Annotated in this window: 23 protein-coding genes; 10 read left to right on the forward strand and 13 right to left on the reverse strand. The window is 61.3% G+C overall.

All coding sequences use genetic code 11. The annotated features are described in order from the left end of the window. Positions 1-52: 52 nt before the first annotated feature. Complete coding sequence (gene hslO / locus PSH73_RS01100) at positions 53-955, forward strand: Hsp33 family molecular chaperone HslO (RefSeq protein ID WP_305461769.1); 903 nt, start codon at positions 53-55, stop codon at positions 953-955. 179 nt (positions 956-1,134) lie between these two features. Next, positions 1,135-2,676 (forward strand): phosphoenolpyruvate carboxykinase, encoded by a 1,542-nt coding sequence (locus PSH73_RS01105; RefSeq protein ID WP_057437065.1) that lies wholly within the window; start codon positions 1,135-1,137, stop codon positions 2,674-2,676. A 115-nt stretch (positions 2,677-2,791) separates the two neighbouring features. Here PSH73_RS01105 and PSH73_RS01110 read toward each other — a convergent pair whose 3' ends face one another. Then, a complete protein-coding gene (locus PSH73_RS01110) occupies positions 2,792-3,427 on the reverse strand; it encodes a DUF1493 family protein (protein ID WP_233093219.1) in 636 nt (211 codons plus the stop codon). Positions 3,428-3,431: 4 nt separating this feature from the next. Further along, complete coding sequence (locus PSH73_RS01115; RefSeq protein WP_305461771.1) at positions 3,432-3,914, reverse strand: hypothetical protein; 483 nt, start codon at positions 3,912-3,914, stop codon at positions 3,432-3,434. Positions 3,915-4,206: 292 nt separating this feature from the next. On the opposite strand from PSH73_RS01115, the gene PSH73_RS01120 reads away from it, so the two are divergent. The 3 genes from PSH73_RS01120 to PSH73_RS01130 all read left to right on the forward strand — a co-directional run bounded on the left by PSH73_RS01120 (position 4,207) and on the right by PSH73_RS01130 (position 8,048). Next, the gene (locus PSH73_RS01120; RefSeq protein WP_057437068.1) at positions 4,207-5,382 is read left to right on the forward strand and encodes a tetratricopeptide repeat protein; all 1,176 of its coding nucleotides are present in this window, start codon (positions 4,207-4,209) and stop codon (positions 5,380-5,382) included. Positions 5,383-5,655: 273 nt separating this feature from the next. Then, the gene (locus tag PSH73_RS01125) at positions 5,656-7,593 is read left to right on the forward strand and encodes an ATP-dependent DNA helicase RecQ (protein ID WP_305461774.1); all 1,938 of its coding nucleotides are present in this window, start codon (positions 5,656-5,658) and stop codon (positions 7,591-7,593) included. Positions 7,594-7,616: 23 nt separating this feature from the next. After that, positions 7,617-8,048, forward strand: coding sequence for a thioesterase family protein (locus PSH73_RS01130; RefSeq protein ID WP_128593830.1), 432 nt, complete (start codon positions 7,617-7,619; stop codon positions 8,046-8,048). A gap of 134 nt (positions 8,049-8,182) precedes the next feature. Here PSH73_RS01130 and PSH73_RS01135 read toward each other — a convergent pair whose 3' ends face one another. From PSH73_RS01135 to PSH73_RS01150, 4 genes are all read right to left on the reverse strand, one after another. Beyond that, positions 8,183-8,662 (reverse strand): YMGG-like glycine zipper-containing protein, encoded by a 480-nt coding sequence (locus PSH73_RS01135; RefSeq protein ID WP_198791963.1) that lies wholly within the window; start codon positions 8,660-8,662, stop codon positions 8,183-8,185. A 222-nt stretch (positions 8,663-8,884) separates the two neighbouring features. Then, positions 8,885-11,233 carry an FdhF/YdeP family oxidoreductase gene (locus PSH73_RS01140; protein WP_305461777.1) on the reverse strand — a complete coding sequence of 783 codons (2,349 nt, stop codon included), beginning with the start codon at positions 11,231-11,233 and terminating at the stop codon, positions 8,885-8,887. Beyond that, positions 11,230-12,069, reverse strand: coding sequence for a formate dehydrogenase accessory sulfurtransferase FdhD (gene fdhD / locus PSH73_RS01145; protein WP_057958003.1), 840 nt, complete (start codon positions 12,067-12,069; stop codon positions 11,230-11,232). The genes PSH73_RS01140 and fdhD overlap by 4 nt, the downstream gene beginning before the upstream one ends. A gap of 115 nt (positions 12,070-12,184) precedes the next feature. Next, positions 12,185-13,054, reverse strand: a complete 870-nt coding sequence (locus PSH73_RS01150; protein ID WP_057444600.1) for a LysR family transcriptional regulator — start codon at positions 13,052-13,054, stop codon at positions 12,185-12,187. Between the two features lie 133 nt (positions 13,055-13,187). On the opposite strand from PSH73_RS01150, the gene lysM reads away from it, so the two are divergent. Further along, the gene (gene lysM / locus PSH73_RS01155; protein ID WP_057437074.1) at positions 13,188-13,628 is read left to right on the forward strand and encodes a peptidoglycan-binding protein LysM; all 441 of its coding nucleotides are present in this window, start codon (positions 13,188-13,190) and stop codon (positions 13,626-13,628) included. A 127-nt stretch (positions 13,629-13,755) separates the two neighbouring features. Here lysM and yrfG read toward each other — a convergent pair whose 3' ends face one another. Beyond that, positions 13,756-14,418 (reverse strand): GMP/IMP nucleotidase, encoded by a 663-nt coding sequence (gene yrfG / locus PSH73_RS01160; protein WP_057958005.1) that lies wholly within the window; start codon positions 14,416-14,418, stop codon positions 13,756-13,758. Positions 14,419-14,509: 91 nt separating this feature from the next. Here yrfG and nudE point away from each other — a divergent pair, with 91 nt between their 5' ends. Together nudE and cysQ are read left to right on the forward strand one after the other, a co-directional pair. Continuing rightward, complete coding sequence (gene nudE, locus PSH73_RS01165) at positions 14,510-15,076, forward strand: ADP compounds hydrolase NudE (RefSeq protein WP_057958006.1); 567 nt, start codon at positions 14,510-14,512, stop codon at positions 15,074-15,076. Then, the gene (cysQ, locus tag PSH73_RS01170) at positions 15,073-15,909 is read left to right on the forward strand and encodes a 3'(2'),5'-bisphosphate nucleotidase CysQ (RefSeq protein WP_057958007.1); all 837 of its coding nucleotides are present in this window, start codon (positions 15,073-15,075) and stop codon (positions 15,907-15,909) included. Before nudE ends, cysQ begins: the two co-directional genes overlap by 4 nt. 81 nt (positions 15,910-15,990) lie before the next feature. On the opposite strand, the gene PSH73_RS01175 is transcribed toward cysQ, so the two are convergent. The 6 genes from PSH73_RS01175 to rfbB are packed head-to-tail and all read right to left on the reverse strand — an operon-like array spanning position 15,991 to position 22,537. Further along, positions 15,991-16,446: a thioesterase domain-containing protein gene (locus PSH73_RS01175; RefSeq protein ID WP_057437082.1), complete on the reverse strand. Its 456-nt coding sequence runs from the start codon at positions 16,444-16,446 to the stop codon at positions 15,991-15,993. 26 nt (positions 16,447-16,472) lie between these two features. Then, positions 16,473-17,855: a sigma-54 dependent transcriptional regulator gene (locus tag PSH73_RS01180; RefSeq protein ID WP_120731254.1), complete on the reverse strand. Its 1,383-nt coding sequence runs from the start codon at positions 17,853-17,855 to the stop codon at positions 16,473-16,475. Beyond that, positions 17,852-19,660, reverse strand: a complete 1,809-nt coding sequence (locus PSH73_RS01185; protein ID WP_198791962.1) for an ATP-binding protein — start codon at positions 19,658-19,660, stop codon at positions 17,852-17,854. Before PSH73_RS01185 ends, PSH73_RS01180 begins: the two co-directional genes overlap by 4 nt. A gap of 35 nt (positions 19,661-19,695) precedes the next feature. Further along, a complete protein-coding gene (gene rfbD, locus PSH73_RS01190) occupies positions 19,696-20,586 on the reverse strand; it encodes a dTDP-4-dehydrorhamnose reductase (protein ID WP_305461780.1) in 891 nt (296 codons plus the stop codon). Beyond that, the gene (gene rfbA, locus PSH73_RS01195) at positions 20,583-21,458 is read right to left on the reverse strand and encodes a glucose-1-phosphate thymidylyltransferase RfbA (protein ID WP_120731257.1); all 876 of its coding nucleotides are present in this window, start codon (positions 21,456-21,458) and stop codon (positions 20,583-20,585) included. The genes rfbD and rfbA overlap by 4 nt, the downstream gene beginning before the upstream one ends. Then, complete coding sequence (gene rfbB, locus PSH73_RS01200) at positions 21,455-22,537, reverse strand: dTDP-glucose 4,6-dehydratase (protein ID WP_120731259.1); 1,083 nt, start codon at positions 22,535-22,537, stop codon at positions 21,455-21,457. Before rfbB ends, rfbA begins: the two co-directional genes overlap by 4 nt. A gap of 213 nt (positions 22,538-22,750) precedes the next feature. On the opposite strand from rfbB, the gene PSH73_RS01205 reads away from it, so the two are divergent. Both PSH73_RS01205 and aguB read left to right on the forward strand, forming a co-directional pair. Next, the gene (locus PSH73_RS01205; protein ID WP_305461783.1) at positions 22,751-25,660 is read left to right on the forward strand and encodes an aminotransferase; all 2,910 of its coding nucleotides are present in this window, start codon (positions 22,751-22,753) and stop codon (positions 25,658-25,660) included. Between the two features lie 211 nt (positions 25,661-25,871). Next, positions 25,872-26,750 carry an N-carbamoylputrescine amidase gene (gene aguB, locus PSH73_RS01210; RefSeq protein WP_057437091.1) on the forward strand — a complete coding sequence of 293 codons (879 nt, stop codon included), beginning with the start codon at positions 25,872-25,874 and terminating at the stop codon, positions 26,748-26,750. Positions 26,751-26,755 lie beyond the last annotated feature (5 nt).

Raw genomic sequence — 26,755 nt, forward strand, 5'->3', positions numbered from 1 at the left:
TAATTTTAGAAACATTGTCATCACTTTGTCATCAATTCAGATACCCAGACCTATGACTGATCTACCGGATACCGACTTCACCCAACGTTTCCTCTTTGACGACAACGACGCTCGTGGCGAGCTGGTTGCCCTGGAGCGCAGCTATGCCGAAGTCCTTGCCAAGCACCCCTATCCGGAGCCGGTCGCGCAGTTGCTTGGCGAACTGATGGCCGCCGCGTCGCTGCTGGTGGGCACCATGAAGTTCGATGGCTTGCTGATCCTCCAGGCGCGCTCCGAAGGCCCGGTGCCGATGCTGATGATCGAGTGCTCCAGTGAGCGGGAAATCCGTGGCCTGGCACGTTATGACGCAGACCAGATCCCGGCGGACGCGACCCTGGTCGACCTGATGCCCAACGGCGTGCTGGCGTTGACCATCGACCCGACCGTTGGCCAGCGTTACCAGGGCATTGTCGATCTGGACGGGGAAACCCTGTCCGACTGCTTCACCAACTATTTCGTCATGTCCCAGCAAGTGGGCACCCGCTTCTGGCTCAATGCGGACGGCAAGCGCGCCCGTGGCCTGCTGTTGCAACAGCTGCCGGCGGACCGTATCAAGGACGAGGATGAGCGCGAGGAAAGCTGGCGTGGCCTCACTGCCCTGGCGGGTACCCTGACCGCTGAAGAGCTGCTGGGCCTGGACAACGAAACCATCCTGCACCGCCTATACCATGAAGAGGAAGTGCGCCTGTTCGATGCGCAATCGCTGCGTTTCCATTGCAGCTGCTCCCGCGAGCGCTCGGGCAATGCCCTGGTGAGCCTGGGCCTTGAGGATGCGCAGAATCTGGCGGTGGAGCACGGTGGCAGAATCGAGATCGACTGCCAGTTCTGCAACCAGCGCTACCTGTTCGACGCTGCCGATATCGCCCAATTGTTCGCTGGCGCTGGCGTTGACACCCCTTCTGGTACCCACCACTAAAACGTTTAAGCACAGGTAAATCACCTGACAAACGCCGGATTAGAGGTGTTCTGACGGGAGGGCCCTACTTTTTTTGGGCTTTTCTGGCATAATCCGGCCCACTTTTTTCGCGGTAGTAGTGCGCAACTTTCTACTACAAAACGTTTGGAGCACTCGGCCATAGGCCGACGGGGAACCTCATGACGCAAGCCAATAACGCCGTATACACCGATCTGAGTGTTGACGATCTGGTCAAAGAAGCCCTGCAGCGCGGTGAAGGCGTGCTTGCCGATACTGGCGCGCTGGTCGTAGAAACCGGTCACCGTACCGGTCGTTCGCCGGTCGACCGTTTCATCGTTGAAGAGCCATCCACCCAGGCCGCTATTGCCTGGGGCCCGATCAACCGCAAGTTCCCGGCCGACAAGTTCGATGCCCTGTGGGCTCGCGTCGAGGCTTTCAACAACGCGCAAGAGCATTTCGTTTCCCACGTGCATGTAGGTTCTGCCGAAGAACACTACCTGGCCGTGAAAATGACCACTCAGACTGCCTGGCAGAACCTGTTCGGTCGTTGCCTGTTCATCAACCCGGCCCAGTACAACCCGGCCGGGCGTGAAGAGTGGCAAGTGCTCAACGTTGCCAACTTTGAATGTGTGCCTGAGCGTGACGGCACCAATTCCGATGGTTGCGTGATCCTCAACTTCGCCCAGAAAAAAGTCCTGATTGCTGGCATGCGTTACGCCGGCGAGATGAAAAAAGCCATGTTCTCGGTGCAGAACTTCCTGCTGCCGGCCGCTGACGTGCTGCCAATGCACTGCGCTGCCAACATCGGTGAAGAAGGCGACGTGACCTTGTTCTTCGGCCTTTCCGGCACTGGCAAGACCACCCTGTCCGCCGACGAAAGCCGCTACCTGATCGGTGACGACGAACACGGTTGGGGCGAAGGCGTGGTGTTCAACATCGAAGGCGGTTGCTATGCCAAGTGCATCGACCTGTCGGAGAAGAACGAGCCGGTCATCTGGAAAGCCATCAAGCACGGCGCCGTCCTGGAAAACGTGGTGATCGACGATGCCAAGCACGCCGACTACACCAACGTCAGCCTGACCCAGAACAGCCGCGCGGCGTACCCGCTGGAGCACGTTGCCAAGCGTTCCGAGAAGAACCTGGGCGGCGAGCCAAACGCGGTGATCTTCCTGACCTGCGACCTGACTGGCGTACTGCCACCGGTGTCGATCCTCAATGAAGAACAAGCGGCCTACCACTTCCTGTCTGGTTACACCGCACTGGTGGGCTCGACTGAAATGGGGTCGGGCAGCGGCATCAAATCGACCTTCTCCACCTGCTTCGGCGCACCGTTCTTCCCGCGTCCGGCTGGCGAATACGCAGAGCTGCTGATCAAGCGCATCCGTGGCTTCGGCTCCAAGGTCTACCTGGTCAACACCGGTTGGACCGGCGGTGGCTACGGCGTCGGCAAACGCTTCAACATCCCGACCACCCGTGCGGTGATCGCAGCGATCCAGAGCGGCGCGTTGATCGGTGCGCAAACCGAGCACCTGGACACCATCAACCTCGACGTGCCATTGGCCGTACCGGGCGTTGAGACCGGCCTGTTGAACCCACGCAACACCTGGGCTGACAAGGCTGCCTACGACGAAGCAGCGAAGGCCCTGGCCGGCCTGTTCGTCGAGAACTTCAAGAAATTTGAAGTGAGCGACGCGATCAAGGCAGCGGGTCCGAAGTTGTAAGATTCGCTAGCTGTTAAAAAGCCGCCCCTAGTGGGCGGCTTTTTTGTGCGCGTGGAAATCTCGATGAGCGTAGAGCAGGGCGGCAAAAAGGCCCACATTAACCACTCAGTGTTCTTTAGCTCAGATTTTCCAGCGTCTGTGTATCCCAGCTATGAGTCTTGATCGCCAGGTAGAGCATGCCGATGGTGAGCGGCATTTTCTCGCCCCGGCCCTTGGCGCGGTGTTTGAGGAATACATCGAAGACCGGCGGGTTGAAGTAACGATAAGCATCATAGTCACCCAGGTCGAGATCGAATGTCTGCTCCAGCGCCTCCATAAATTGCCTGGCTTCGGCGCCGTCGCAGCCGAGGTCGAAGTTAAGCGAGGTTTTAAGGCGGATGGTCTTGTGCTTGGGCAGGCCGATTTCTTCATGCAGCAATTGCAGGAGCTGCTGCATGACAGGGTCTTCGGGGAAGTGGGGGGCCAGGTTCATGGTGGGAGCACGCAGGAGTGGGTGAGGGGGGAGGTGTTGCTGATGGTATTTGTTTCGAGTGAGCAGCAAACCGATGCCTATAAGAAAAGACAGAATCGGAAGGCTGTCTAATTGTAACTCTCTAATCCATCGGGTTGCGCCGAACAAAAGCGTTGGTCCGATAGCGACGAGAGCGAACCCAATCCATGTTCTGAGTATGGAGCACTTGATTCTCTTGTCGAGCAGAGCGGTAAGGGCGACGAGAATGGAGAGAGTGATCCAGGGGGCGTATTCGGTCATCGTATTACCCGCCCTGAAACTGTCGAACCAAGGCCGACAATGAGCGCTGAGGGCCGATCCCGCCATTGACCTGAGCGTCTAGGCCGATAACAACATCGCCGGCGTGGTAACTGCGAATAGCGCCCTTAATTATCATGCCAAGAGTGCCTCCCACCGCGCCTCCAACCAGAGGCGATACCAGGCTTATGGGGGCGGAAAAGGCGCTACTAATTAGTCCTGCAACAATAGTCCCGCGCTCATTGAGTAAGTCGGCCTGTCGCCGAGTGAGTGGCTTGCAAATCGCGACGGCCATTTTGCAGGGTAAATCACGTGCGAGCATTTTTTCGTAGAGATCCATCAGTTGATAGCGCAGCTGGTTTGCGCAGATGCCTGCTTCTAGCAGATACAGGCTGGATAGCCCCTGCCGATCGCCAGGGAAAACAGTGAAACGAATCACGCTGAACGTGACGCCGTAATGGCCGATGTACTGAGTCCTTTCAAGGTTCACGGATTTCTTGCCGAGAAGGTTGCGAGGGCGCTAGTTTCGGTCAGGCTCGGCCGATTCTGTAGAGGGTTGAGTGGGCACCTGAGGCAGTTTGGGAAGCGTATGGTGCCCGACCAAGCAATTTCCTACAGAGTCTTCTGATGTTGGCAATTTGGCTGTCGGGCATCCTGGCGCAGGCGGGATAAAAACCACGTCACATTTTGTATAAAATCCCGGCAAAACCCCTGAATTCAGCGTATGTTTCACCGCAAAATCTTGTAGGGCAATTCCGCCCACTACTTAAAGGGAGTTAAGCATGGGTTTGCTTCGTATCGCCTCGGCGATGTCATTGTGTGCGGTGGCGTTTTCTGTCCAGGCCGAGCAGTTGCCAATTGAAGTGCTCAGTGCGGTGGTCAAGGACCAGAAAATCGCCGACGCTGAAGTCTTGCTGCAACGCAACGGCGCACAGAACGTGGTGGGGCGCACCAACGCCCAGGGCCAGGTCACCCTCACCAGCGAAGTTGCCGATGGCGCCGACAATCTGCTGATCATCAAGAAGCCCGGCTACTCCAACCTGGTGGTGAAGTGCCCGTGCAAAGGCATGACATACGCCATCAGCCCGGTGATGGAAAACCTCGACGGCCTGCGTGTAGTGCTGACCTGGGGGCAATCGCCTTCGGACCTCGACTCCCACATGATCTTCCCCGGCAACAACATCTACTTCAACAGCAAGACCGGCACCGATGCCGAGTTGGATGTGGATGACACCGACAGCTACGGCCCGGAAACCATCACGCTGCAGAAAAAACACTACGGCGAAAGCTACGTCTACGCCGTGCATGACTTCTCCAACCGCACCAATACAGGCTCCACTGCACTGTCCGAGAGCCAGGCCAAGGTGTTTGTGTACATGGGCCAGTCCCTGGTCCGCACCTACTACGTGCCGACCAACCGTACCGGTAACCTGTGGACCGTGTTCCGCATGACCGGCAGCGGCGATTTCCAGGACATCAATACCTTCACCGGCGTGCTGGTCGAAGCCAAGGATGTGCTCAACGAAGTCAAACCCCTGCTCAACGACAGCGTTGCCGTGGATGCGGTGGTGGTCAGTTCTGCGGTACAGGGCGATGCGAAGAAGCTGAACCTCAAAGGCGAAGCGGCCTACCAAGCCGGTAACCTGGACCAGGCAATCGACTACTTCCGTCAGGCTATCGAACTGGACAATTCCTTCGGTAAAGCCTACGGCAACCTCGGCCTGGCCTATCAGAAAGCCGGTAACACCGCCGAGTCGATCTGGGCCAACCGCAAGGCGATCGCCCTGGCCAGTGGCCCGACAGCGGCCACCGTGCGCGCCGGTTCCTACTACAACATTGCGCGGATCTACGAAGCGGCCGGGCAGTTTGCCGATGCGCTGCGTCACTATCAGTTGGCCAAGGAACAGAAGGCCAACCCGGTGTATGACAAAGCCATTGAGCGTGTGCAAAACCGCTGATTGAGCTGTAGCAAAGATCTGAAAATGTGGGAGCGGGCTTGCCCGCGATAGTGGTGTAACAGTCAACAGCAGTATCGACTGGGGCACCACCATCGCGGGCAGGCCCGCTCCCACTTTTGTTTTGGGGTGTTTTATAGATTGCCGTTTGCTACCGGCTTCACCCTCGCCGCCTGTGTATCATCCTGTCTCTCTTTTCCACGCGACCTTTCTCGATTCGCTGAAAATCCCGGGCTATGTTTTAGGCCTGTTCAGCGGTCAATGGAGTGACAGCTTATGCACGACACCCTCCAGCAGGTCTTTGGTTATCCACAGTTTCGCCCAGGCCAGGAGGCGGCTGTCAGCGCCGTGCTGGCAGGCCGCTCGGCGGCGGCGATCTTTCCCACCGGCTCCGGCAAATCCCTCTGTTATCAGCTCTCAGCCGTGTTGCTGCCGCACCTGACACTGGTAGTGTCGCCGTTGTTGGCGTTGATGCAGGACCAACTGGACTTTTTGCAGCGCCATGGCATTTCGGCCGGCAGCATTGATTCGACACAAAGCCGTGAGCAGGCCAATGACGTAATGGCCCGCGCTCGCTCCGGCGAATTGAAGATCCTGATGATTTCCGTAGAGCGTCTGAAGAACGAGCGCTTTCGCAACTTTTTGCACAGCGTTTCGATTTCGCTACTGGTGGTGGACGAGGCGCACTGTATTTCCGAGTGGGGCCACAACTTCCGCCCGGACTACCTGAAACTCCCCGACTACCAACACCAGTTCAACATTCCCCAGGCGCTGCTGTTGACGGCCACCGCCACGCCCAAGGTCATTGCGGACATGCAGGCCAAGTTCGCCATCGCCCCCGCCGACGTGATCACCACGGGGTTCTACCGGCCCAACCTCAACCTGTGGGTGGAGCCGGTCAGCGGCGCCGACAAGCGCCGGCGCCTGGCGGAGTGGATGGGCGAGCGGGCCAACCAGCCGAGCATCGTCTATGTCACCTTGCAGAAGACTGCCGAGCAGATCGCCGAGCACCTGAATCGCCATGGCATCCAGGCCGAGGCTTATCACGCAGGTTTACCCCATGATAAGCGCGAAGGCATCCAGTGCCGGTTCATGGGCGGCCAGTCCAACTGCATCGTCGCTACCATTGCCTTCGGCATGGGCATCGACAAGAGCGACATCCGCAATGTGGTGCATTTCGATCTGCCCAAATCCATCGAGAACTACAGCCAGGAAATCGGGCGTGCCGGTCGCGATGGCCAGCCTTCCGAGTGCCTGGTGCTGGCCAACCGCGACAGCCTCAATGTGCTGGAGAACTTTGTGTACGGCGATACGCCGGAGCAGGAAGGCATCCGCCTGGTGCTGGAGGAACTGCTGGCGGCCGGTGATGACGGGCAATGGGAGTTTCTGCTGCGCTCGTTAGCGGAACTGAGCAATGTCCGCGAGCTACCGCTCAAGACTTTGCTGGTGCAGTTGGAGCTCAAGGGGGTGATTGCACCGCGCTATGCGTTTTATGCCGAGTATCGCTTCAAGTACCTGGTAGAACCGGAGGTATTGCTGGCGCGTTTTTCCGGTGAGCGGCAGCAGTTTGTCGCCGCGATTATCCAAGCGTGCAAACGGGCCAGGAGCTGGGCCACCGTGGACTTTGATGCGCTTTATCAACAGCACCAGGCCGAACGCGGCCGGGTGGTCAAGGCGCTGGATTATTTCCAGGAGCAGGGCCTGATCGAGCTGGAGAGCAAGCAGATGACCGAGGTCTATAGCCTGCTCGATACCGGGTTTGATCCCCAGGCCTTGAGCGCCGAGTTATACACAGGCTTCAAGCAGCACGAAGCCACGGAAGTGGCGCGGATCCATGGGATGTTGGCGTTGTTCGCCAGTGAGCGTTGCCTGGGCTATCGGTTGGCCGAGTATTTTGGCGATGCAGCCGCCCCCCGCCAGTGTGGGCATTGCTCGGTTTGTTCTGGACAGGTCGCCCATCTGCCGGCACCACCGGGCCTGGCACCGCTTGTGGATAAAAACTTCCAGGGGCTGTGCGGGGATTTTATCCACAGGCATCATCAACACACTGGCAGCTTGCCAGGGGCCGAGCGCTTGACGCGGTTTTTATGCGGGATCAGCGTGCCACTGTTTACCAAGCTCAAGGCCCGGGGGATTCCAGGGTTTGCGGTGCTGGAAGAGTATCCGTATGCCGAGGTGCGGGATTGGGCCGAGGCCCACCTGAACGACCTGTAAATTCACTTCAACGAGACTTGTCCATGCCTGACTCAATGCCGCAGCGTGCCGATTACCGTCACTTCCAGCCGATCATTACGCGCTGGCACGACAATGATGTGTACGGCCATGTGAATAACGTCACCTACTACAGCTTCTTCGACACAGCAGTGAACACGTACCTGATTGAACAGGGCGGGCTGGATATCCATGACGGCGAAGTGGTGGGGTTTGTGGTGAGTTCGGCGTGCGACTACTTCGCCTCGATTGCTTTCCCCGACCGTATCGAGATTGGCCTGCGGGTGGGCAAATTTGGCAACAGTTCAGTGCAGTACGAATTGGCGGTGTTCAAGGCCGGCGAAGATGAGGCCTGTGCGGCGGGGCGGTTTGTGCATGTGTTTGTGGATCGGGCGACTAACCAGCCGGTGACGATTCCACAGGTACTGCGCGAAGCACTGCAACACCTGGCGGTCTGACGGCGGCCTGCGAAACAATGAAGAGCTAATGTGGGAGCCGGGCTTGCCCGCGATAGCGCAGTGTCAGGCCACCTATTGGTTGCTGGCATTGCGCTAGCGCAGGCAAGCCAGCTCCCACATTGAGTTTGCTGTGTTTACCGGTGACGGTAGTGATGCTTGTTCTTGCGATGGCCATAAGCATGCCCACGGCCACGATGATCATCACGGTCATAGCGGCGGTTATCACGCCCGCGATAGCGACGGTCGTCGTCATCGCTCTTATTGCCCATATAGTTACCCAGCGCGCCGCCCGCGCCACCGCCGGCTGCCGCGCCGATCAGGCTGCCGGTGCTACCGCCGACACTGCGCCCGACCACGTTGCCGCCTGCTGCGCCCAGTGCGCCGCCAATGGCTGCTTCGCCACGGCTGCGTTTGTCTGCGCCCACTGCGCTACCGCCGGCGCCGCCCAGGGCCGCACCAATGGCCGAACCGGTATTGCCGCCGATCTGCTGGCCGACGACCGAACCTAAAACCCCGCCCAATGCGCCGCCTACACCGGCTTCGGTGGTGCCACCGGCCGTGGCTGCGCCACTGACCAGGCCAAGGGACAACAAGAGAATCGAGGAGAACTTCATAGGTGAACCTCAAGGGGATGACGGCGCGATCCTGAGGTTGTCGGAATATTCTTACAATCGAATTCCGACCAGTGGTGCAGGTTGTATACAATTAGCTAAGTTACTGTTTTATCTAGGGAACTTAAGTCGTTTTTGCCGGTCTTTAGCTACTTCGGGAAGGCCGCTTTTATACAAAAGCGGCCTTTTTTGTGCCCGTAAAATCGTTCCCAGACATGGAGACGATCAGGCGGTCCGGGCCATGATCAGACCATTGTCGCTGGCCGCTTCCAGGCGAATCGCCACGAACTTGGAAGTAGGCGTATGGCTACCATCCCCAGTGCTTTCCAACGGCACCAGCGGGTTGACCTCCGGGTAATAGGCCGCCGCCTGTCCCGCCGGAATATCGAACGCCAGCAAGGTAAAACCCTTGACCCGGCGTTCACGGCCATCATCCCAGATCGACACGATATCGGCCTTCTGCCCCGGCTTGAAGCCCAGGCGGATGATGTCGGCTTCGTTGACAAACAACACGTCGCGCTGGCCCTTGACCCCACGATAGCGGTCATCCAGGCCGTAGATAGTGGTGTTGTACTGATCATGGGAGCGCATGGATTGCATGATCAGGTCGGGTAACTGGCCAGTGGCGCGGGTGCGTTCATGCACCAGGTCCTTGGGCAGGATGTTGGCGCGGAAGTTGGCGCGACCTGACGGCGTGTTCCAGCGGCGGGCGCCGGCGCTGTTGCCCAGGTAGAAACCGCCTGGGTGCTGCACGCGCTCATTGAAGTCCTTGAAGCCGGGAATGGTGTCGGCGATCAAGTCGCGGATGCGGCGGTAGTCGGCCACCAGCCAGTTCCAGTCCACCGGTTTGCTGCCCAGGGTGGCGGCGGCGATGCCGGCGACAATGGCCGGTTCCGACTTCATCAGCTTCGACAGCGGCTGCAATTGGCCGTTGGAGGCGTGCACCATGCTGAACGAGTCTTCCACCGTCACCGCTTGCGGGCCATCGGCCTGGATATCAATGTCGGTACGACCCAGGCACGGCAGGATCAAAGCCCGTTTACCGTGGGCCAAGTGGCTGCGATTGAGCTTGGTGCTGATCTGCACGGTCAGGTCGCAGTTGCTCAAGGCCTGGAAGGTGCGGGGGCTGTCAGGCGTGGCTTGGGCGAAGTTGCCGCCCAGGCCGATAAACACCTTGGCGCGGCCCTCAAGCATGGCGTGAATGGCTTCGACCACGTTATGCCCGTTGTCACGGGGTACCTTGAACTGGAAGCGACGCTCCAGGGCATCCAGGAAGGCCACGGGCGGCCGTTCGTTGATGCCCATGGTGCGATCGCCCTGCACGTTGCTATGGCCACGCACCGGGCACAGGCCGGCACCTGGGCGGCCGATGTTGCCGCGCAGCAGCATCAGGTTGGCGATTTCCTGGATGGTCGGCACCGAATGCCGATGCTGGGTGATGCCCATCGCCCAGCACATGATCACGTTCTTGCCTTTGGCGTACATGCGCGCCGCTTGCTCGATCTCCACCAGGCTCAGGCCGGACTGTTCGACGATTTCATCCCAGGAGGTGTCGTCGATCTTGGCCAGGTAATCCAGCACATTGACCGTGTGTTCATTGAGGAAGTCGTGGTCGAACACTGCCTCTTTGCCTTCGGCCTGGGCCTGGCGCTCCCACAGCAGCAGGAACTTGGCCATGCCGCGCAGGATGGCCATGTCGCCCCCCAGCGCCGGACGGAAATATGCGGTGTTGGTCGGTTTATCACCGTTGGTGAGCATTTCCAGTGGATGTTGCGGGTGCTGGAAGCGTTCCAGGCCACGCTCTTTGAGCGGGTTGATACACACCACCTGGGCACCGCGTTTCACTGCTTCGCGCAGCGGTTCAAGCATGCGTGGGTGGTTGGTGCCGGGGTTCTGGCCCCAGACGAAAATCGCGTCGGCGTGTTCGAAGTCGTCAAACGTCACGGTGCCTTTGCCGACCCCCACACTTTGCGCCAAGGCTACGCCGCTGGCTTCGTGGCACATGTTCGAGCAGTCCGGGAAGTTGTTGGTGCCATAGGCGCGCACGAACAGCTGATACAAGTATGCCGCTTCATTGCTGGCGCGGCCCGAGGTGTAGAACTCGGCCATGTCCGGGCTTGGCAGGGCTTGCAGGTGCTTGCCGATCAGGTCGAAGGCCGACTCCCAGCTGATTGGCTTGTAGCGGTCGGTCTCGGCGTCATAGCTCATCGGCTCGGTCAGGCGGCCCTGGTATTCGAGCCAGTAATCGCTTTGCTCCAGCAGGGAGCTGACGCTGTGCTTGGCGAAGAACGCCGCATCCACCCGGCGCTTGGTGGCTTCCCAGTTGACCGCCTTGGCGCCGTTCTCGCAGAACTTGACCATGCCGCTTTCCGGCGAGTCACCCCAGGCGCAACCCGGGCAGTCGAAGCCGCCGTTCTGGTTGGTCTTGAGCATCATGCGCAGGTTTTTCAGCGCGTTATCGCTGGTCAGCCACGCCTGTGCCACGCTGATCAGCGCGCCCCAGCCACCCGCCGGGCCTTTGTAGGGCTTGTAGCGCGGGGTCGGGGTTTGGTCGGCTTGGTGATGATTGCTCATGGCTGGTACTCCATCGCAGGGCTGTAGACCCGCGGCGCGCTTTTTTGCGGCAGGTGGATAAGATTGAGGTTGTGCCGGCGCGCCCATTGCAGGGCCAGGCCGGTGGGTGACGACAGGCTGACCAGGGTCTGGATGCCCGCGCGCAGGACTTTCTGGATCAATTCGAGGCTGCAACGGCTGGTGACAATCGCCACGCCGCCTTCGGTCGGGATGCGCTGGCGCACCAGGGCGCCGATCAGTTTGTCGAGGGCGTTATGCCGGCCGATATCTTCGCGGCCCAGCAGCAGTTCGCCCTGGTTATTCATGAACACCGCTGCATGCACCGCGCCACTGTATTGGCCCAACGGCTGGAAGGCGCTGATACGCTGGCGCAAGCCCTCGAGCCAGGCGGCAGGCGGCAGTGGTGCGCCCGGCAAAACCTGCAGGTCCGGCAACGCCTGCTCCACGGCTTCCACGCCACACAGGCCGCAGCCGCTGGTGCCGGCCAGTTGCCGGCGCTGTTGCTTGAGGTTCCAGAAGGCGCGGCTGCAGATCTGCACCTGGGCGTACTGGGCCGAGCCTGCGCCGCTCAGTTGCAGGTCATAGATATCGCTGATGTCGCTGATGATGCCGCTGCCCAGGCTGAAGCCGACGATAAAGTCTTCAAGATCGGTGGGCGTCACCAGCATCACGGCCTGGCTGATGTCGTTGTAGGCAATCGCCAACGCAACTTCCTCGGCCAGCGCGGTGCTGGCCGATTCCGTGTGGTCGAGGCTGCAATATTGATAACTCTGGCTGGCGGCAGGCGCGGGCGTTGTCAGGGCAGGCGCCGCGCACGCAGGGCGCTGGGCGTTCATCAAGTCTAGTCACCGGCGAAGTGTTCAGAGTGAAGACTAGGCGCGACAAAGGGTCGCGTCTAATCGCCAATACTGATCTACCGATAGATGACGTCGATCAATGCTTCGGTAGCGATTACTGATAAAGCGCGAAACACGCCTCGGCCAACGCCGAACGTGGCGCGCTGCGCCGCATGATCAGCCCCAGCTTGGCCAGGGTTTGCGCGTTTTCGATAGGTTGCAGGCGCAGGTGTTCGGTCAGGGCGTCGAGGCCGCCGTCCAGGGGCATCACCGCACAACACAGGCCGCCATGCACGGCCTGCAGCAACTGATGGACGGCATCGGTTTGCAGCAAGGGGTGTGGCGTCAGGCCGCGGCTGTGGAAGTTATGGTCGATGGACTGGCGAAAATGCATGCCGCTGGTGAGCATGCCCAGGGGCAGCTCGATCAGCGCCTCCCAGCTCAGGGGCTTTTCGCCAAAGCTGAAAAAGCGTTGGTCGTACAACAGGCCCATGCGGGTTTCGTCCAGGGCCAGGGAGTCAAAGCGCTCGCTGTCGAGGCGTTCAAGGTAGGACACCCCCAGGTCCAGGCGATTGCTCGCCAGTTGTTCGAGGATCTGCTCGGAGCTCAACGCCGACAGCTCAAAGCGCAGGCTGGGGTGTTGCCTGTGCAACTGTTGCATCAAGGCCAGCGGATCAAAGCTCGACAGCGGCACCACGCCCAGGCGCAATGTCCCCACCAGGTTGCCCCGGCAGGCGGCCGCTTCGGCCTGCAGGCCGTCATAGGCGGCCAGCACCGTACGCGCCCACGCCAGCACCCGCTCGCCAGGGGCGGTAAAACCCTCGAAACGCTGGCCGCGATTGACCAGCGGCAGCTCCAGCTCTTCTTCCAGGCTGCGCAGGCGCATCGACAGGGTTGGCTGGGTGATGTGGCAGCGCGCGGCCGCCTGGCCGAAGTGACGGGTTTCGTCGAGGGCGATGAGGAATTTCAGTTGTTTGATGTCCATCTTCGCTCCGGGGGCTTGTTCCAATGGCGCAGGGATTCTAGCGCGTTTGCGTCATTGGTCGGGCTGGAACCAAGGTCTGTAAGACTGGTCTAGTCTTTGGCATCTGGAAACCCAATCCCAAGGAGAGCGCACTATGAGTCTTTTTAGCTTTATCAAAGAAGCCGGCGAGAAAATCGTTGATCTGTTGACGCCGGGTAATGCAAACGCGAGTGAGCAGTTGAAGGATCACGTTGCCAAGGTCGGCCTGGGTAACCCGAATGTGCAGACCACCGTGGAGGGCGACAAGGTGACAGTGACCGGTGAAGTCGCCACCCAGGAGGAGAAAGAGAAGATTCTGCTGGCGCTGGGCAACATTGCCGGCGTGGCGACCGTGGATGACCAGATCACTGTGTCGGGCCCTGTTGTTGCGGCTGCCCGTTTTGTCGTGGTGAAAAAGGGCGACACCCTCAGCGCGATTTCCCTGTCGGTCTACGGCAATGCCAATCTGTACAACAAAATCTTCGAGGCCAACAAGCCGATGTTGTCGCACCCGGACAAAATCTACCCAGGGCAGACGCTGCGTATTCCTGAGTAATACCTGGAGCAGATGAATAATGTGGGAGCGGGCTTGCCCGCGATTGCGGTGTGTCAGTCAGCAGATCTAGCTCTGACCCACCGCTATCGCGGGCAAGCCCGCTCCCACAGGGGCCCCACATCTAGTTTTAGAGCCCGCTGATCAATTCCCGGTAATCCCCGACTGCATCAAACTCCGCCGTATCCTTCGGCCCTTTGCGGCTGTCCGGCTCTTTCACCGCCAGCAAATGCCCCACGCCAAAATCCCGCGCACTGCGCAGAATCGGCAAGGTGTCGTCGATAAACAGGCTGCGCGCCGGGTCGAAGTCGATGTCCGCTTGCAGGGCGTCCCAGAACTGCGGGTTTTCCTTGGCAAAACCATAGTCGTGAGAGCTGATCAGCCGCTCGAAATACGGCGCCAACTCAATGCGTTCCAACTTCAACGACAGCGAATCGCGGTGGGCGTTGGTGATCAGGATCACGCGCTTGCCGGCCTGCTTGATGGCCGCCAGAAAGGTATCGGCGTCCGGCCGCAGGGCGATCAAATGGGCGGTTTCCAGCTTGAGTTCGCGCACCGGGATCTTCAGTTCGGTGCTCCAGAAATCCAGGCAATACCATTGCAACTGGCCGGCGTTACGCTCGAACAGCGGCTGCAACTCCATCTCCGCCAGGGCAAGGCTCACACCGTGCAGTTCGGCATAGCGCCGGGGCAGGTGTTCCATCCAGAAGTGGTTGTCGAAATGCAGGTCAAGCAGGGTGCCGTCCATGTCCAGCAGGACGGTGTCGATATCGGACCAGGGCAGTGGCGGCATGGTGGGTTCTCAAGCAGGTAAGTAAATATATCCGACACAGACAATCGGAAAAGCCACGGTATAGTAACCCGATCACGCCAAGGAGCCCTCTATGCGCCAGAAACCCACCGTCCTCGCCCGCGAAATTGTCGCCAGTAGCCGTTTGTTCCGCGTGGAGGAAGTGCAACTGCGCTTTTCCAATGGCGTTGAACGGACCTACGAGCGCCTGGTGGGCCGGGGTGCAGGGTATGGCGCGGTGATGATCGTGGCGATGATCGACGCTGACCACGCGCTGCTGGTGGAAGAATACTGCGGTGGCACGGATGAGTATGAACTGTCATTGCCCAAGGGCCTGATCGAGCCGGGCGAAGACGTGCTGGCAGCGGCAGACCGCGAGCTCAAGGAAGAGGCGGGCTATGGCGCCCGGCAGTTGGAGCACCTGACCGAACTGTCCCTGTCCCCTGGCTACATGAGCCAGAAAATCCAGGTGGTGCTGGCCACCGAGCTGTACGAAGAGCGCCTGGAAGGCGACGAGCCCGAGCCGATGCGCGTGGACCGGGTCAACCTGCGCGAGCTCGCACAACTGGCGCAGAACCCGCAGTTCAGCGAAGGCCGGGCCCTGGCCGCGTTGTACCTGGTACGGGACTTGTTGACCCAGCGTGGAGCCTTCCAGCCATGAGCGAATTGTTCCTCGGCCACCCGTACATTGCCCCGGTGATTGAACTGGCCCGCCAGGCCGGCGAGGTCATCCTGCCGTACTGGCGCGCCAATGTAGCCGTGACGGCCAAGGCGGATGATTCGCCGGTGACCGCCGCCGACCTGGCCGCCCATCACCTGATTCTCGCCGGCCTCACTGCGCTGGACCCAAGCATCCCGGTGCTGTCGGAAGAAGATGCCGATATCGACCAGAGCGTGCGTGCCGGTTGGCAACGCTGGTGGCTGGTGGACCCGCTGGATGGCACCAAGGAATTTATCAGCGGCAGCGAAGAATTTACCGTCAACATCGCCTTGATCGAACAGGGGCAGGTGGTGTTTGGTGTGGTGTCGATGCCCACCAGTGGCCGCTGCTACTTCGGCGGCGCCGGGCTTGGGGCGTGGCGCTCCGACGTGAATGCCGCACCCCGGCCGATCCAGGTGCGCCAGAAGCCGGCCGCAGGCGAGGCGTTCACCGTGGTTGCCAGCCGTCGCCACACCAGCCCCGAACAGGAGCGCTTGCTCGATGGGTTGAGTGAAGGGCTGGGGGAGTTGAAGCTGGCCAATATCGGCAGCTCCTTGAAATTCTGCCTGCTGGCCGAAGGCAGCGCCGATTGCTATCCGCGCCTGGCGCCGACGTCGCAGTGGGACACCGCCGCCGCCCAGGGCGTGCTGGAAGGGGCTGGCGGCGAAGTGCTGGAGTTGAATGGCCAGCCGTTCAGCTACCCGGCGCGCGAGTCGCTGTTGAACCCGTTCTTCCTGGCCTTGCCGGCCAAGGCCGCCTGGCGCGAGCGTTTGCTGACTCTGGCCCGTTCTTGAAGGCAATGCAGATCAAATGTGGGAGCTGGCTTGCCTGCTCCCACACAAGCCCGCTCCCAGATAGGCCTTGGATGATCTTGCCTAGCGGTGCAACACGTACTGCCCGGTAAACGCCACCGCCCGCGCGTCACTGCCCTCATTCACGATCCACGCCTGCAACGCCAGCCGCGCCCGGCCATGGCGCCGGTAGGTCGCCAAAAAGCGCTTCCACACCTTGTCCTCCGGGGCCTGGCAAATCGCCGTGGCGTCCTGGGTGACAGGCAATGGGTAGCTGATCTGCCCTTCCTGAATCACGATATGCCCGTCTTCAATCCCTTCCTCGCGCAATTGCAGGTGCAGCCAGCCCCAGCCCGCCAAGACCGCGCCGCAATACAGGCTGCCGCCGAACATGGTGCTCTTGTGGTTGATATTGGCTTGCAACGGTAAGTGCAGGCGCAGTTGCCGGTCCTGCCAGTCGAGCACCTTGAGGCCCATCTCCCGGGTCAGGGGGATGTCATGGTGCAGAATGGATTCCAGGTAACGGCTATCGCGGCTCATGGCAGTCTCTTGGCAGGGGGAAAAGGTCAATCGTCGTCAGCGTGGGCGTTGCCGCTGTCGGCAAAGTTCAGGCCGTGCTTGCGTAACTTGTCATGCAGGGTTTTGCGCGGCACGCCCAGGGCTTCGGCCAGGCTGCGCACAGAGCTGTGGGGGCGGCCGAGTTCGGCCGCGATCAGGGCTTTTTCAAAGTGCTCGACTTGCTCGCTCAAGCCCCCCGTCGACATCGGTACACCCGGCGCCGGGCCGTCCGGTGCGTTGTCCAGGGCCAGTTCCAGGCCGAGGGCGAAGCGCTCGGCGACGTTTTGCAGTTCGCGCACGTTGCCCGGCCAGTTATGGCGCAACAGCATTGCCCGTTGGCCCGGCTGCAGCTCATGCAGCGGCAGGCCGTGGCGGCTGCTGGCCTCGTCGGCGAAGTGCTGGAACAGCATCAGGGCATCTTCGCCCCGCTCGCGCAGCGGCGGAATGCGCAGCGGCGCGACGTTCAGGCGGTAGTACAAGTCTGCGCGAAAGCGCCCCTGGTCGGCGGATTGGCGCAGGTCTTCCTTGGTCGCGGCGATGATGCGGATATCCAGCGGGATCTGCTGATTGCCCCCCAGGCGCTCAACCACCCGCTCCTGTAGCAGACGCAACAACTTGACCTGCACATCCAGGCTCATGCTCTCGATTTCATCGAGGAACAACGTGCCGCCGTTGGCAAATTCGAACTTGCCGATGCGCCGTTTCTGCGCACCGGTAAACGCCCCCGGCTCATGGCCGAACAGCTCGCTTTCGACCACGGACTCGGCCAGGGCGCCTGCGTTGATAGCGACGAAGGGCCCGGTGCGGCGGTTCGACAGGTCGTGCAGGGCGCGCGCCACCACTTCCTTGCCGGCGCCGGTTTCGCCGAGGATCAGCACGTCGGCGCGGGTCGCCGCCAGCGCGCCAATCTGCTCGCGCAGGCGTAGCATCGGCGCCGACTGGCCTACCAGGCGCGTGCTCAATTGCTGGCGGTCACTCAGGGCCAGGCGCAGGCTGCGGTTGTCCAGCACCAGCCGGCGCAGCGACAGGGCGCGGCGCACGCTGTCGAGCAGGGCGTCGCTGGCGAAGGGTTTTTCGAGGAAGTCATAGGCGCCGGCGCGCATTGCTTGCACCGCCAGTGGCACATCGCCGTGGCCGGTGATCAGCAGTACTGGCAACTCCGGGTCCTGGCCGTGGAGCTCGGTGAGCAGCTCCAGGCCGTCCATGCCGGGCATGCGGATATCGCTGACCACCACCCCTGGCCAATCCCGCGTCAGGCGCGCCGTGAGGCCGGTGGCCTCGCCAAGGGGCAGGACTTTCAGCCCGGCCAGGTCCAGGGTCTGGCACAGGGCCTGACGCAGGTGTGGATCATCGTCGATCAACACCACCTGAATCTGGTTATCGATAGTCATACACTGCGGTCCTCGGACGGTTGCAGACTGACGCCGGGTGCCCCGGCGCGCAGTTTCAAGGTTATCAGTGCGCCGCCTTCCTTGTGGTTGGCGAACAGCAGTTCACCACCAAAGGCACGCATCAGGGTGTCACAGATGGCCAGGCCCAACCCCAGGCCCTGGGTGCGGGTCTTGGTGGTATAGAAGGGCTCGCTGGCGCGACCCAGGGCTTCCATGCAGAACCCCGGCCCATTGTCGCGGATGTACAGGTTGACGCCCTGCTCGGTGGATTCGGCACTCAGCCACAATTTGCGCGGCGGACCCTTTTCGGTCAACGCATCCAGGGCATTGGCCAGCAGGTTGCCCAGCACCTGGCGCAGGCGGGTTTCCCCGGCCTCCACCCACAGGGAGGCTTCTGGCAAGTCGCGGATCAGCTCCACTTCCATGGCCCGCCGGCGCTTGGCCAGTAATGCCAGCGCATCGTCCAGGGCCGGTTGCAAGGCCACGCTTTCCGGGGCATGCCGGTCGCGGCGGGCAAAGGCGCGCAAGTGGGCGATGATCGAGGCCATGCGCCCGGTCAGTTCGCTGATCAGTTTGAGGTTGCCCCGCGCGTCGTCGGTGCGCTGGTGATCGAGGAGAATCTCAGCGTTTTCCGCGTAGCTGCGAATGGCCGCCAGGGGCTGGTTGAGTTCATGGCTGATACTCGCCGACATGGTACCCAGCGCCGACAGTTTGCCGGCCTGCACCAAGTCATCCTGGGCGCGCACCAATTCCTGCTGGGCATTTTCGCGCTCCAGTACTTCCTGGCGCAGGCGGCGGTTGAGGCCTTCGAGGTCACTGGTGCGTTCGGCCACGCGCATTTCCAGCTCGCGCCGGGCCTTGGCTTCAAAGGCGATGCGTTCCAGGTAGTGGCGACGGCGCTGCATCATCAGGCCGAGCAGCAGCATCAGCACCAGTAAGGTCGCGCCGCCGACGGCAACCACCGTGCGCACAGGGCGGTCGATCAGGGTGCGCGGCGCAAGAATCTCCACATTCCAGCCGGTTTCGGCGATTTCGGTGGACTGGCGCAGCCAGGCATTGGAGCTGAAAGTCAGGGGCTGTGGGTCGCGGGTCGGGTAGGGCTGGATCGCGACGATCGCCTGGTGCTCGGCCTCGGTCAGTGGCCGGGTCGCGCGAAAACGCCATTGTGGGCGTGAGGTCAGGATCACCACGCCGTTGTGGTCGGTGACCAGCAGTTGCTCGGGGGTCTGGCCCCAGAGGCTTTCGGTGTGGTCCAGGTCGACCTTGACCACCAGCACGCCAATCACATGTTCGTCTTCGCGCACCGCAGCGGCGAAGAAGTACCCGCGCTTGGCCGAGGTGGTGCCCAGGCCGAAGAAACGCCCCAGGCGCCCGGCCATGGCCTCACTGAAATACGGACGAAAGGAAAAGTTGCGGCCGACGAAGCTGTCCTGTTTGTCCCAGTTCGAGGCGGCCAGGGTCTTGCCACGGGTGTCCATCAGGTACATCACTTCCACGCCCGCCTGGACTGACACCTCCTTGAGCAACTGGTTGGCGGCGACCAGGTTGGTGCTGATGTGAGGCGCTTCCAGGGCGGTACGCAAGGCCGGCAATTCGCCGAGGATTTGCGGCAGTATTTCGTAGCGGTGCAGGGTGCCCAGCAGGTTGGCGACGTACAGGTCGAGGGTCTGGCGGTTCTGCCCGGCCAGCTCGCTGCGGTAGTAACGTTCGGCCAGATGCTCCAGCGGCCACAGCAGCGGTGCCAGGCATAACGCCAGCAACGCCAGGCTGCGCCAGCGGGGTCTTCGTGGAAGGGGTGGAGTCATGTAAGTCTGCGCCTGTGGGTACAGGCGCATTATGCCTAGTGCTGCAGTGCAAGACACTCGCGCAATGCTTCGCGCCATTGCGGTTGGCCGACGTGCCATTGTTGTTGCAGGCGGCTGCAGTCCAGGCGCGAGTTCAACGGGCGCTTGGCGGGCGTGGGGTAGTCGCTGGCGGGAATCCCTTCCAGCTCGGCGCACGCCTTGCCTTCGGCCAGCAGTTGCTCGCCAATGGCCTGGGCAAAGCCGAACCACGAGGTCTCGCCCTGGGCCGTCAAGTGATAGACGCCCCAGTCCCCGGCCTGGCCGGCCTGCCAGCGCTCGATCAGTGCCCGGGTGCTGTTGGCGATGGTCCCGGCCCAGGTCGGCGCACCGATCTGATCGGCGACGATACGCATCTGCGGTTTTTCCTGGAGCAGGCGCTGCATGGTCAGCAGGAAATTCTTGCCGTGGCTCGAATACACCCAACTGGTACGCAGGACCAGGTACTGACCGCCCACCGCCGCGATGGCCTGCTCGCCCGCCAGCTTGCTCTGGCCGTAGACACCCAACGGGTTGGGCGCATCGTCCTCGGTGTAGGGCGCCGGCTTGCTGCCGTCAAACACATAGTCGGTGGAGTAGTGGATCAACGGGATGCCCAGGGCCTTGGCTTCTTCGGCGAGGATGCCGGGCGCCGTGGCATTGATCGCGAAGGCCACCTCGGGCTCGTTCTCGGCCTGGTCGACAGCAGTATGGGCCGCCGCGTTGATGATCAGCCCAGGGCGATGGCTGCGCACCTGTTGGCGGATCTGCTCGGGGTTGGCCAGGTCGAGCTGGTCGCGACCGAGCACGACCAGTTCACCCAGGCCCTGGAGCCGCTGTTGCAGCTCGCGGGAAACCTGGCCGTGTTGGCCGGTGATGAGGATTTTCAACGGTGTACCGCTCACATTCATTGGGCTTCCCCTGCGAGGGAGAACAGGTACTGGCCATAGCCAGTCTTGCCGAAGTATTTGGCCCGCTCCAGCAGATGGTCGCGGTCGATCCAGCCGTTTTCGTAGGCGATTTCTTCCAGGCAAGCCACTTTCAAGCCCTGGCGGTGCTCGATGGTCTGCACATAGATCGAGGCTTCCAGGAGGCTGTCGTGGGTGCCGGTATCGAGCCAGGCGAAGCCACGGCCGAAGCGCTCGACATGCAGGTCGCCGCGCTTGAGGTAGGCATTGTTGACGTCGGTGATCTCCAGCTCGCCGCGTGGCGAGGGCTGGACGGCCTTGGCAATCTTGACCACATCGTTGTCATAGAAGTACAGGCCGGTCACGGCATAGCTGGACTTTGGCTTGGCGGGTTTTTCTTCGATGGAAAGCGCGCGGCCTTCACCGTCGAAATCAATTACGCCGAAGCGCTCCGGATCCTTGACCCAGTAGCCGAACACTGTGGCGCCGGATGGACGCTTGGCGGCGGCGCGCAGTTGCTCGCTGAAATGCTGGCCGTGGAAGATGTTGTCGCCCAGGATCAGGCATACGGGGTCATTGCCGATGAACGCTTCGCCGATCAGGAAGGCCTGTGCCAAACCATCGGGCGAGGGTTGCTCGGCATAGCTGATCTGCACGCCGAACTGGCTGCCGTCGCCCAACAGGTTGCGGTATTGCGGCAAGTCCACCGGCGTAGAAATCACGAGGATCTCCTTGATTCCGGCGAGCATCAGCACGGAAATCGGGTAGTAGATCATCGGTTTGTCGTACACCGGCAGCAACTGCTTGGAAACCCCCAGGGTAATGGGGTGCAGGCGCGTCCCGGAGCCACCGGCCAGTACGATTCCCTTCATCATGCAATCAGGTCCTTCGCTTCGGTGTTGCCGAGGCGTTCGCCCTGATAACTGCCGTCCTGGACCCGGCGGCACCATTCCAGGTTATCGAGGTACCACTGCACGGTCTTGCGCAGACCGCTCTCGAAGGTTTCTTCCGGGACCCAACCCAGTTCGCGCTCGATCTTGCTGGCGTCGATAGCGTAGCGCTGGTCATGGCCTGGACGGTCCTTGACGAAGGTGATCAGGTCGGTGAACTGGGCAACGCCGGCCGGACGCTGTGGCGCCAGCTCCTCGAGCAGTGCACAGATGCCACGCACCACGTCGATGTTCTTTTGCTCGTTGTGCCCGCCGATGTTGTAGGTCTCGCCCACTACACCTTCGGTGACTACTTTGAGCAGTGCGCGGGCGTGGTCTTCGACAAACAGCCAGTCACGTACTTGCAGGCCATCGCCGTACACCGGCAGGGCCTTGCCTGCCAAGGCATTGAGGATCACCAGCGGGATCAGCTTCTCGGGGAAGTGGAACGGCCCGTAGTTGTTCGAGCAGTTGGTCAGCAGCACCGGCAAACCGTAGGTGCGCTGCCAGGCGCGAACCAGGTGGTCGGACGCGGCCTTGCTCGCAGAGTAAGGCGAGCTGGGCGCGTAAGGCGTGGTTTCGGTGAACAGGTCATCCACACCATGCAGGTCGCCATACACTTCGTCGGTGGAAATGTGATGGAAGCGGAAGGCGCTCTTGGCCGGCTCTGCCAACTGCTGCCAGTAGGCGCGAGTGGCTTCCAGCAGACTGTAGGTGCCGACGATGTTGGTCTGGATAAAGTCCGACGGACCGTCGATGGAACGGTCGACATGGGACTCGGCCGCCAGGTGCATGATGGCCTGGGGCTGGAAGCGTGCCAGGACTGCACTGACGGTGGCCTGGTCGATGATATCGGCCTGGACGAACTCATAGCGGCTGTCGGTCGCGATGCTGGTCAGCGACTCAAGATTGCCCGCGTAGGTCAGTTTGTCGAGGTTGAGAACTTCATGTTCAGTGTTTTGAATCAAATGGCGGATCAGTGCGGAACCGATAAAACCGGCACCACCGGTAACAAGAATACGCATGTCGAGAGGCCTTTTCCTTGGACGGAAACTGAGCGAATGGGGCATAGCTTGCGGGCTTGCGATGGGCGGTGCAAGGGGCGGTGGTCAGATTGGCCCGACTTGCGTGCTCAAAGGCTTGCGTGCTCAAAGAAGACCATCACAATGGGTTTGGGTTGCATCAGACCTATTAACAATGGCGATATAAGCGCCGGACAAAAAACCAGGGGCCGTCACATGTTGCTCGATACATTGATCCACCGCGCCAGTTTGCCGTGCCCTCAAGTTGGGCCGGAGCAAGCCTTGCAGTTGCTTGAGCAACATTACGGCCTCAGTGGCACGCTGCAGTCCCTGGGCAGCCAGCAAGACCTCAATTACCGGGTCGACAGTGACCGGGGCCGCTTCGTCCTGAAAATCTGCCGTGGCGAGTATGCTGCCGTCGAGCTGCACGCCCAGCACGCCGCCCTGGCGCACTTGCAGGCACAGGCGGCGGTTCGGGTGCCCACGGTCATCAGTACCCTTGATGGCGAGCAACTGCTGAGCCTGACGGTGGCCGGGCAGGCGGTGCACCTGCGGTTGCTGGACTATATCGACGGCCAGCCGCTGACCCACCTGCCGCACCTGGGCCGTGAGCTGATCGCCGGGTTTGGCCAGCTGTGCGGGCAGATGAGCCGGGCATTGGCCGGCTTCGCCCATGGGGGCCTGGAGCGCACCCTGCAGTGGGACCCGCGCCACGCCCTGGAACTGATCCGTCATTTACTCTCGACACTCGACAACCTGCCCCAGCGTGCGGCCCTGGAACAGGTCGCCGCCCAGGTCGAGCAGCGCCTGCGCCCCCTGGCCGAGCAATTGCCGTGGCAGGCGGTGCATATGGATATCACCGATGACAACGTGGTGTGGCAGCGGGATGCCGAGCGGCATTGGCAGGTGCAGGGCGTTATCGACTTCGGTGATTTGGTGCATACCTGGCGGATTGCCGACCTGTCGGTGACCTGCGCCGCTTTACTGCACCACGCTGACGGCGACCCGTTTGCGATCCTGCCGGCGATCCAGGCCTGTCACGCGTTGACCCCTTTGCAACCCCAGGAATTGCAGGCGTTGTGGCCGCTGATTGTGGCCCGTGCGGCGGTTCTAGTCCTGAGCAGCGAACAGCAGCAGCGCCTGGACCCAGATAACTCTTACCTGTTGAAGAATGCCGAGCACGAGTGGGAAATTTTCCACGTTGCCACCTCGGTGCCGTTTGAATTGATGGAGGCGGCGATCCAGGCGTGCGTCGGTGCAACCCCCAAACCAGTGGCCGGCGAAGGCTTTGCCCCGCTGCTGCCGGGCCTGGTGGGGCGCGAGTTCGCGCTGATCGACCTGGGTGTACTCAGTGAACATTTCGAAGCCGGAAACTGGGAAACCCCTGGCATCGACCAACATCTATTGCAGCAGGCTGCAACGGTCCACGGCTTGGCGGCCAGTCGTTATGGCCAGTATCGCTTGTCCCGCACGCGCCCGGACTGCGCGAGCGAACCGCACACGTTCGCTCTGCACGTCGAACTGTATGTGCCCCAGGGCAGCGTCGTAGAGGCGCCGTTCGCCGGCATCCTGCGCTGCACCGCCGATGGCGTATTAAGTCTGCATAGCGCGCAACTGAATGTACGGCTACAGGGCCTGAAAAATGCCTTGCAACCCGGTGCCGCGGTGCTCAAAGGCCAGGTCCTGGGGGAGGCGTGCGGGGCATTGACCGTGCAACTGTGCCGGGTTGACCTTGATCCGCCATTGTTCTGCACGCCGTCCCGCGCTGCGGCCTGGCAGGCGTTGTGCCCATCGCCGGCGACGCTGCTGGGCCTGGCCTGTGACGCCGAGCCGGAGGTGGATCCAGAAGCCTTGCTGGCCCGGCGCGATGCCAGCTTCGCCCGCTCGCAGAAGCACTATTACGTCGACCCGCCGCGCATCGAGCGTGGCTGGCGCAATCATCTGATCGACATGCAGGGCCGCTCGTACCTGGACATGCTCAACAATGTCGCGGTACTGGGCCACGGCCATCCGCGCATGGCCCAGGTGGCGGCGCGGCAGTGGTCGCTGCTCAACACCAACTCACGCTTTCATTACGCCGCAATTGCCGAGTTTTCCGAGCGTCTGCTGGCGCTGGCGCCCGAGTCCATGGACCGCGTGTTCCTGGTCAACAGTGGCACCGAAGCCAACGACCTGGCGATCCGCCTGGCCTGGGCCTACAGCGGCGGGCGCGACATGCTCAGTGTGCTGGAGGCCTATCACGGCTGGTCGGTGGCGGCCGATGCGGTGTCCACCTCGATCGCCGACAACCCCCAGGCCCTGAGCAGCCGGCCCGACTGGGTGCACCCCGTGACCGCGCCCAATACCTATCGCGGCGAATTCCGTGGCCCGGACACTGCACCGGATTACGTGCGCAGCGTTGAGCACAACCTGGCGAAAATCGCCGCCAGCCAGCGCCAGTTGGCGGGCTTTATCTGCGAACCGGTATATGGCAATGCCGGTGGCATCTCCCTGCCACCGGGCTATTTGCAGCAGGTGTATGCCCTGGTGCGCGCCCAGGGTGGGGTGTGTATCGCCGATGAAGTGCAGGTTGGCTATGGGCGCATGGGCCATTTCTTCTGGGGCTTTGAAGAGCAGGGCGTGGTGCCGGACATCATCACCATGGCCAAGGGCATGGGTAACGGCCAGCCGTTGGGTGCGGTGATTACCCGCCGGGAAATCGCCGAAGCGCTGGAGGCTGAAGGGTACTTCTTCTCGTCCTCCGGCGGCAGCCCGGTCAGTTGCCGGATTGGTCTGGCGGTGTTGGATGTGATGGAGCAAGAAAAGCTCTGGGAAAACGCCCAGGTGGTCGGCGGGCACTTCAAGGTGCGGCTCGAGGCGCTGATCGAGCGCCATCCGCTGGTGGGGGCGGTGCATGGCTCGGGCTTTTATCTGGGGCTGGAGTTGGTGCGGGACCGGCAGACTCTGGAGCCGGCGACGCAAGAAACCGCCAAGCTGTGTGATCGCTTGCGTGAGCTGGGGATTTTTATGCAGCCGACCGGGGACTATTTGAACATCCTCAAGATCAAGCCGCCGATGGTCACGTCTAAACGCAGTGTGGATTTCTTTGTCGACATGTTGTCGAAGGTGCTGGATGAAGGGTTGTAACCCCCTTCAATAAATTGAAATGCTCCCACAGTTGATTGGGGTTTCACTTTTAAAGCCGATTGTTATCGGTAATATTTTGAGTTTTTTAGATGGTCGGATGTTTGCGCGCTTTAAAAGCCGATTTTTATCCGCTATAAAGTCGCGCAGCATTCCCCTTTCTGTCATCGGCTCTGGTTATCCTGGCCGCTGACCACCGCCCAGGAGATGATTCATGAGCCGTATCGTTACCGTCGCCGCTACCCAGATGGCTTGTTCCTGGGACCTTGAAGCCAATATCGAGACCGCTGAAAAGCTGGTCCGTGAGGCCGCCGCCAAAGGCGCGCAGATCATCCTGATCCAGGAACTGTTCGAAAGCCCGTACTTCTGCCAGAAGCCGAACCCGGACTATCTGCAACTGGCGACCTCGGTTGACGACAACGTGGCCATCAAGCACTTCCAGAAAATCGCCAAGGAACTGCAAGTGGTGCTGCCGATCAGCTTCTTCGAGCTGGCTGGCCGTGCGCGTTTCAACAGCATCGCGATCATCGACGCCGACGGCTCCAACCTCGGGATTTATCGTAAAAGCCACATCCCGGATGGCCCTGGCTACCACGAAAAGTACTACTTCAACCCGGGCGATACCGGCTTCAAAGTGTGGAACACCCGCTACGCGAAGATCGGCGTGGGCATCTGCTGGGACCAGTGGTTCCCGGAATGCGCCCGCAGCATGGCGCTGCAAGGTGCAGAGATCCTGTTCTACCCGACCGCCATCGGCAGCGAGCCACACGACAAGACCATTTCGTCCCGCGACCACTGGCAGCGCGTGCAACAAGGCCATGCCGGCGCCAACCTGATGCCGCTGATCGCCAGTAACCGCATCGGCAACGAAGAGCAGGACGGCTACGACATTACCTTCTACGGCTCGTCGTTCATTGCCAACCAGTTCGGCGAAAAAGTCGAAGAGCTCAACGAAACCGCAGAAGGCATCCTTGTGCACAGTTTCGACCTCGATGAGCTGGAGCACATCCGCAGCGCGTGGGGCTCGTTCCGTGATCGCCGGCCGAACCTGTACGGCGCGCTCAAGACCCTCGACGGTTCCCTGGAGTCCTGATCGCC

The sequence above is a fragment of the Pseudomonas sp. FP2294 genome, from assembly GCF_030687625.1.
Classification (GTDB): Bacteria; Pseudomonadota; Gammaproteobacteria; order Pseudomonadales; family Pseudomonadaceae; genus Aquipseudomonas; species Aquipseudomonas shahriarae.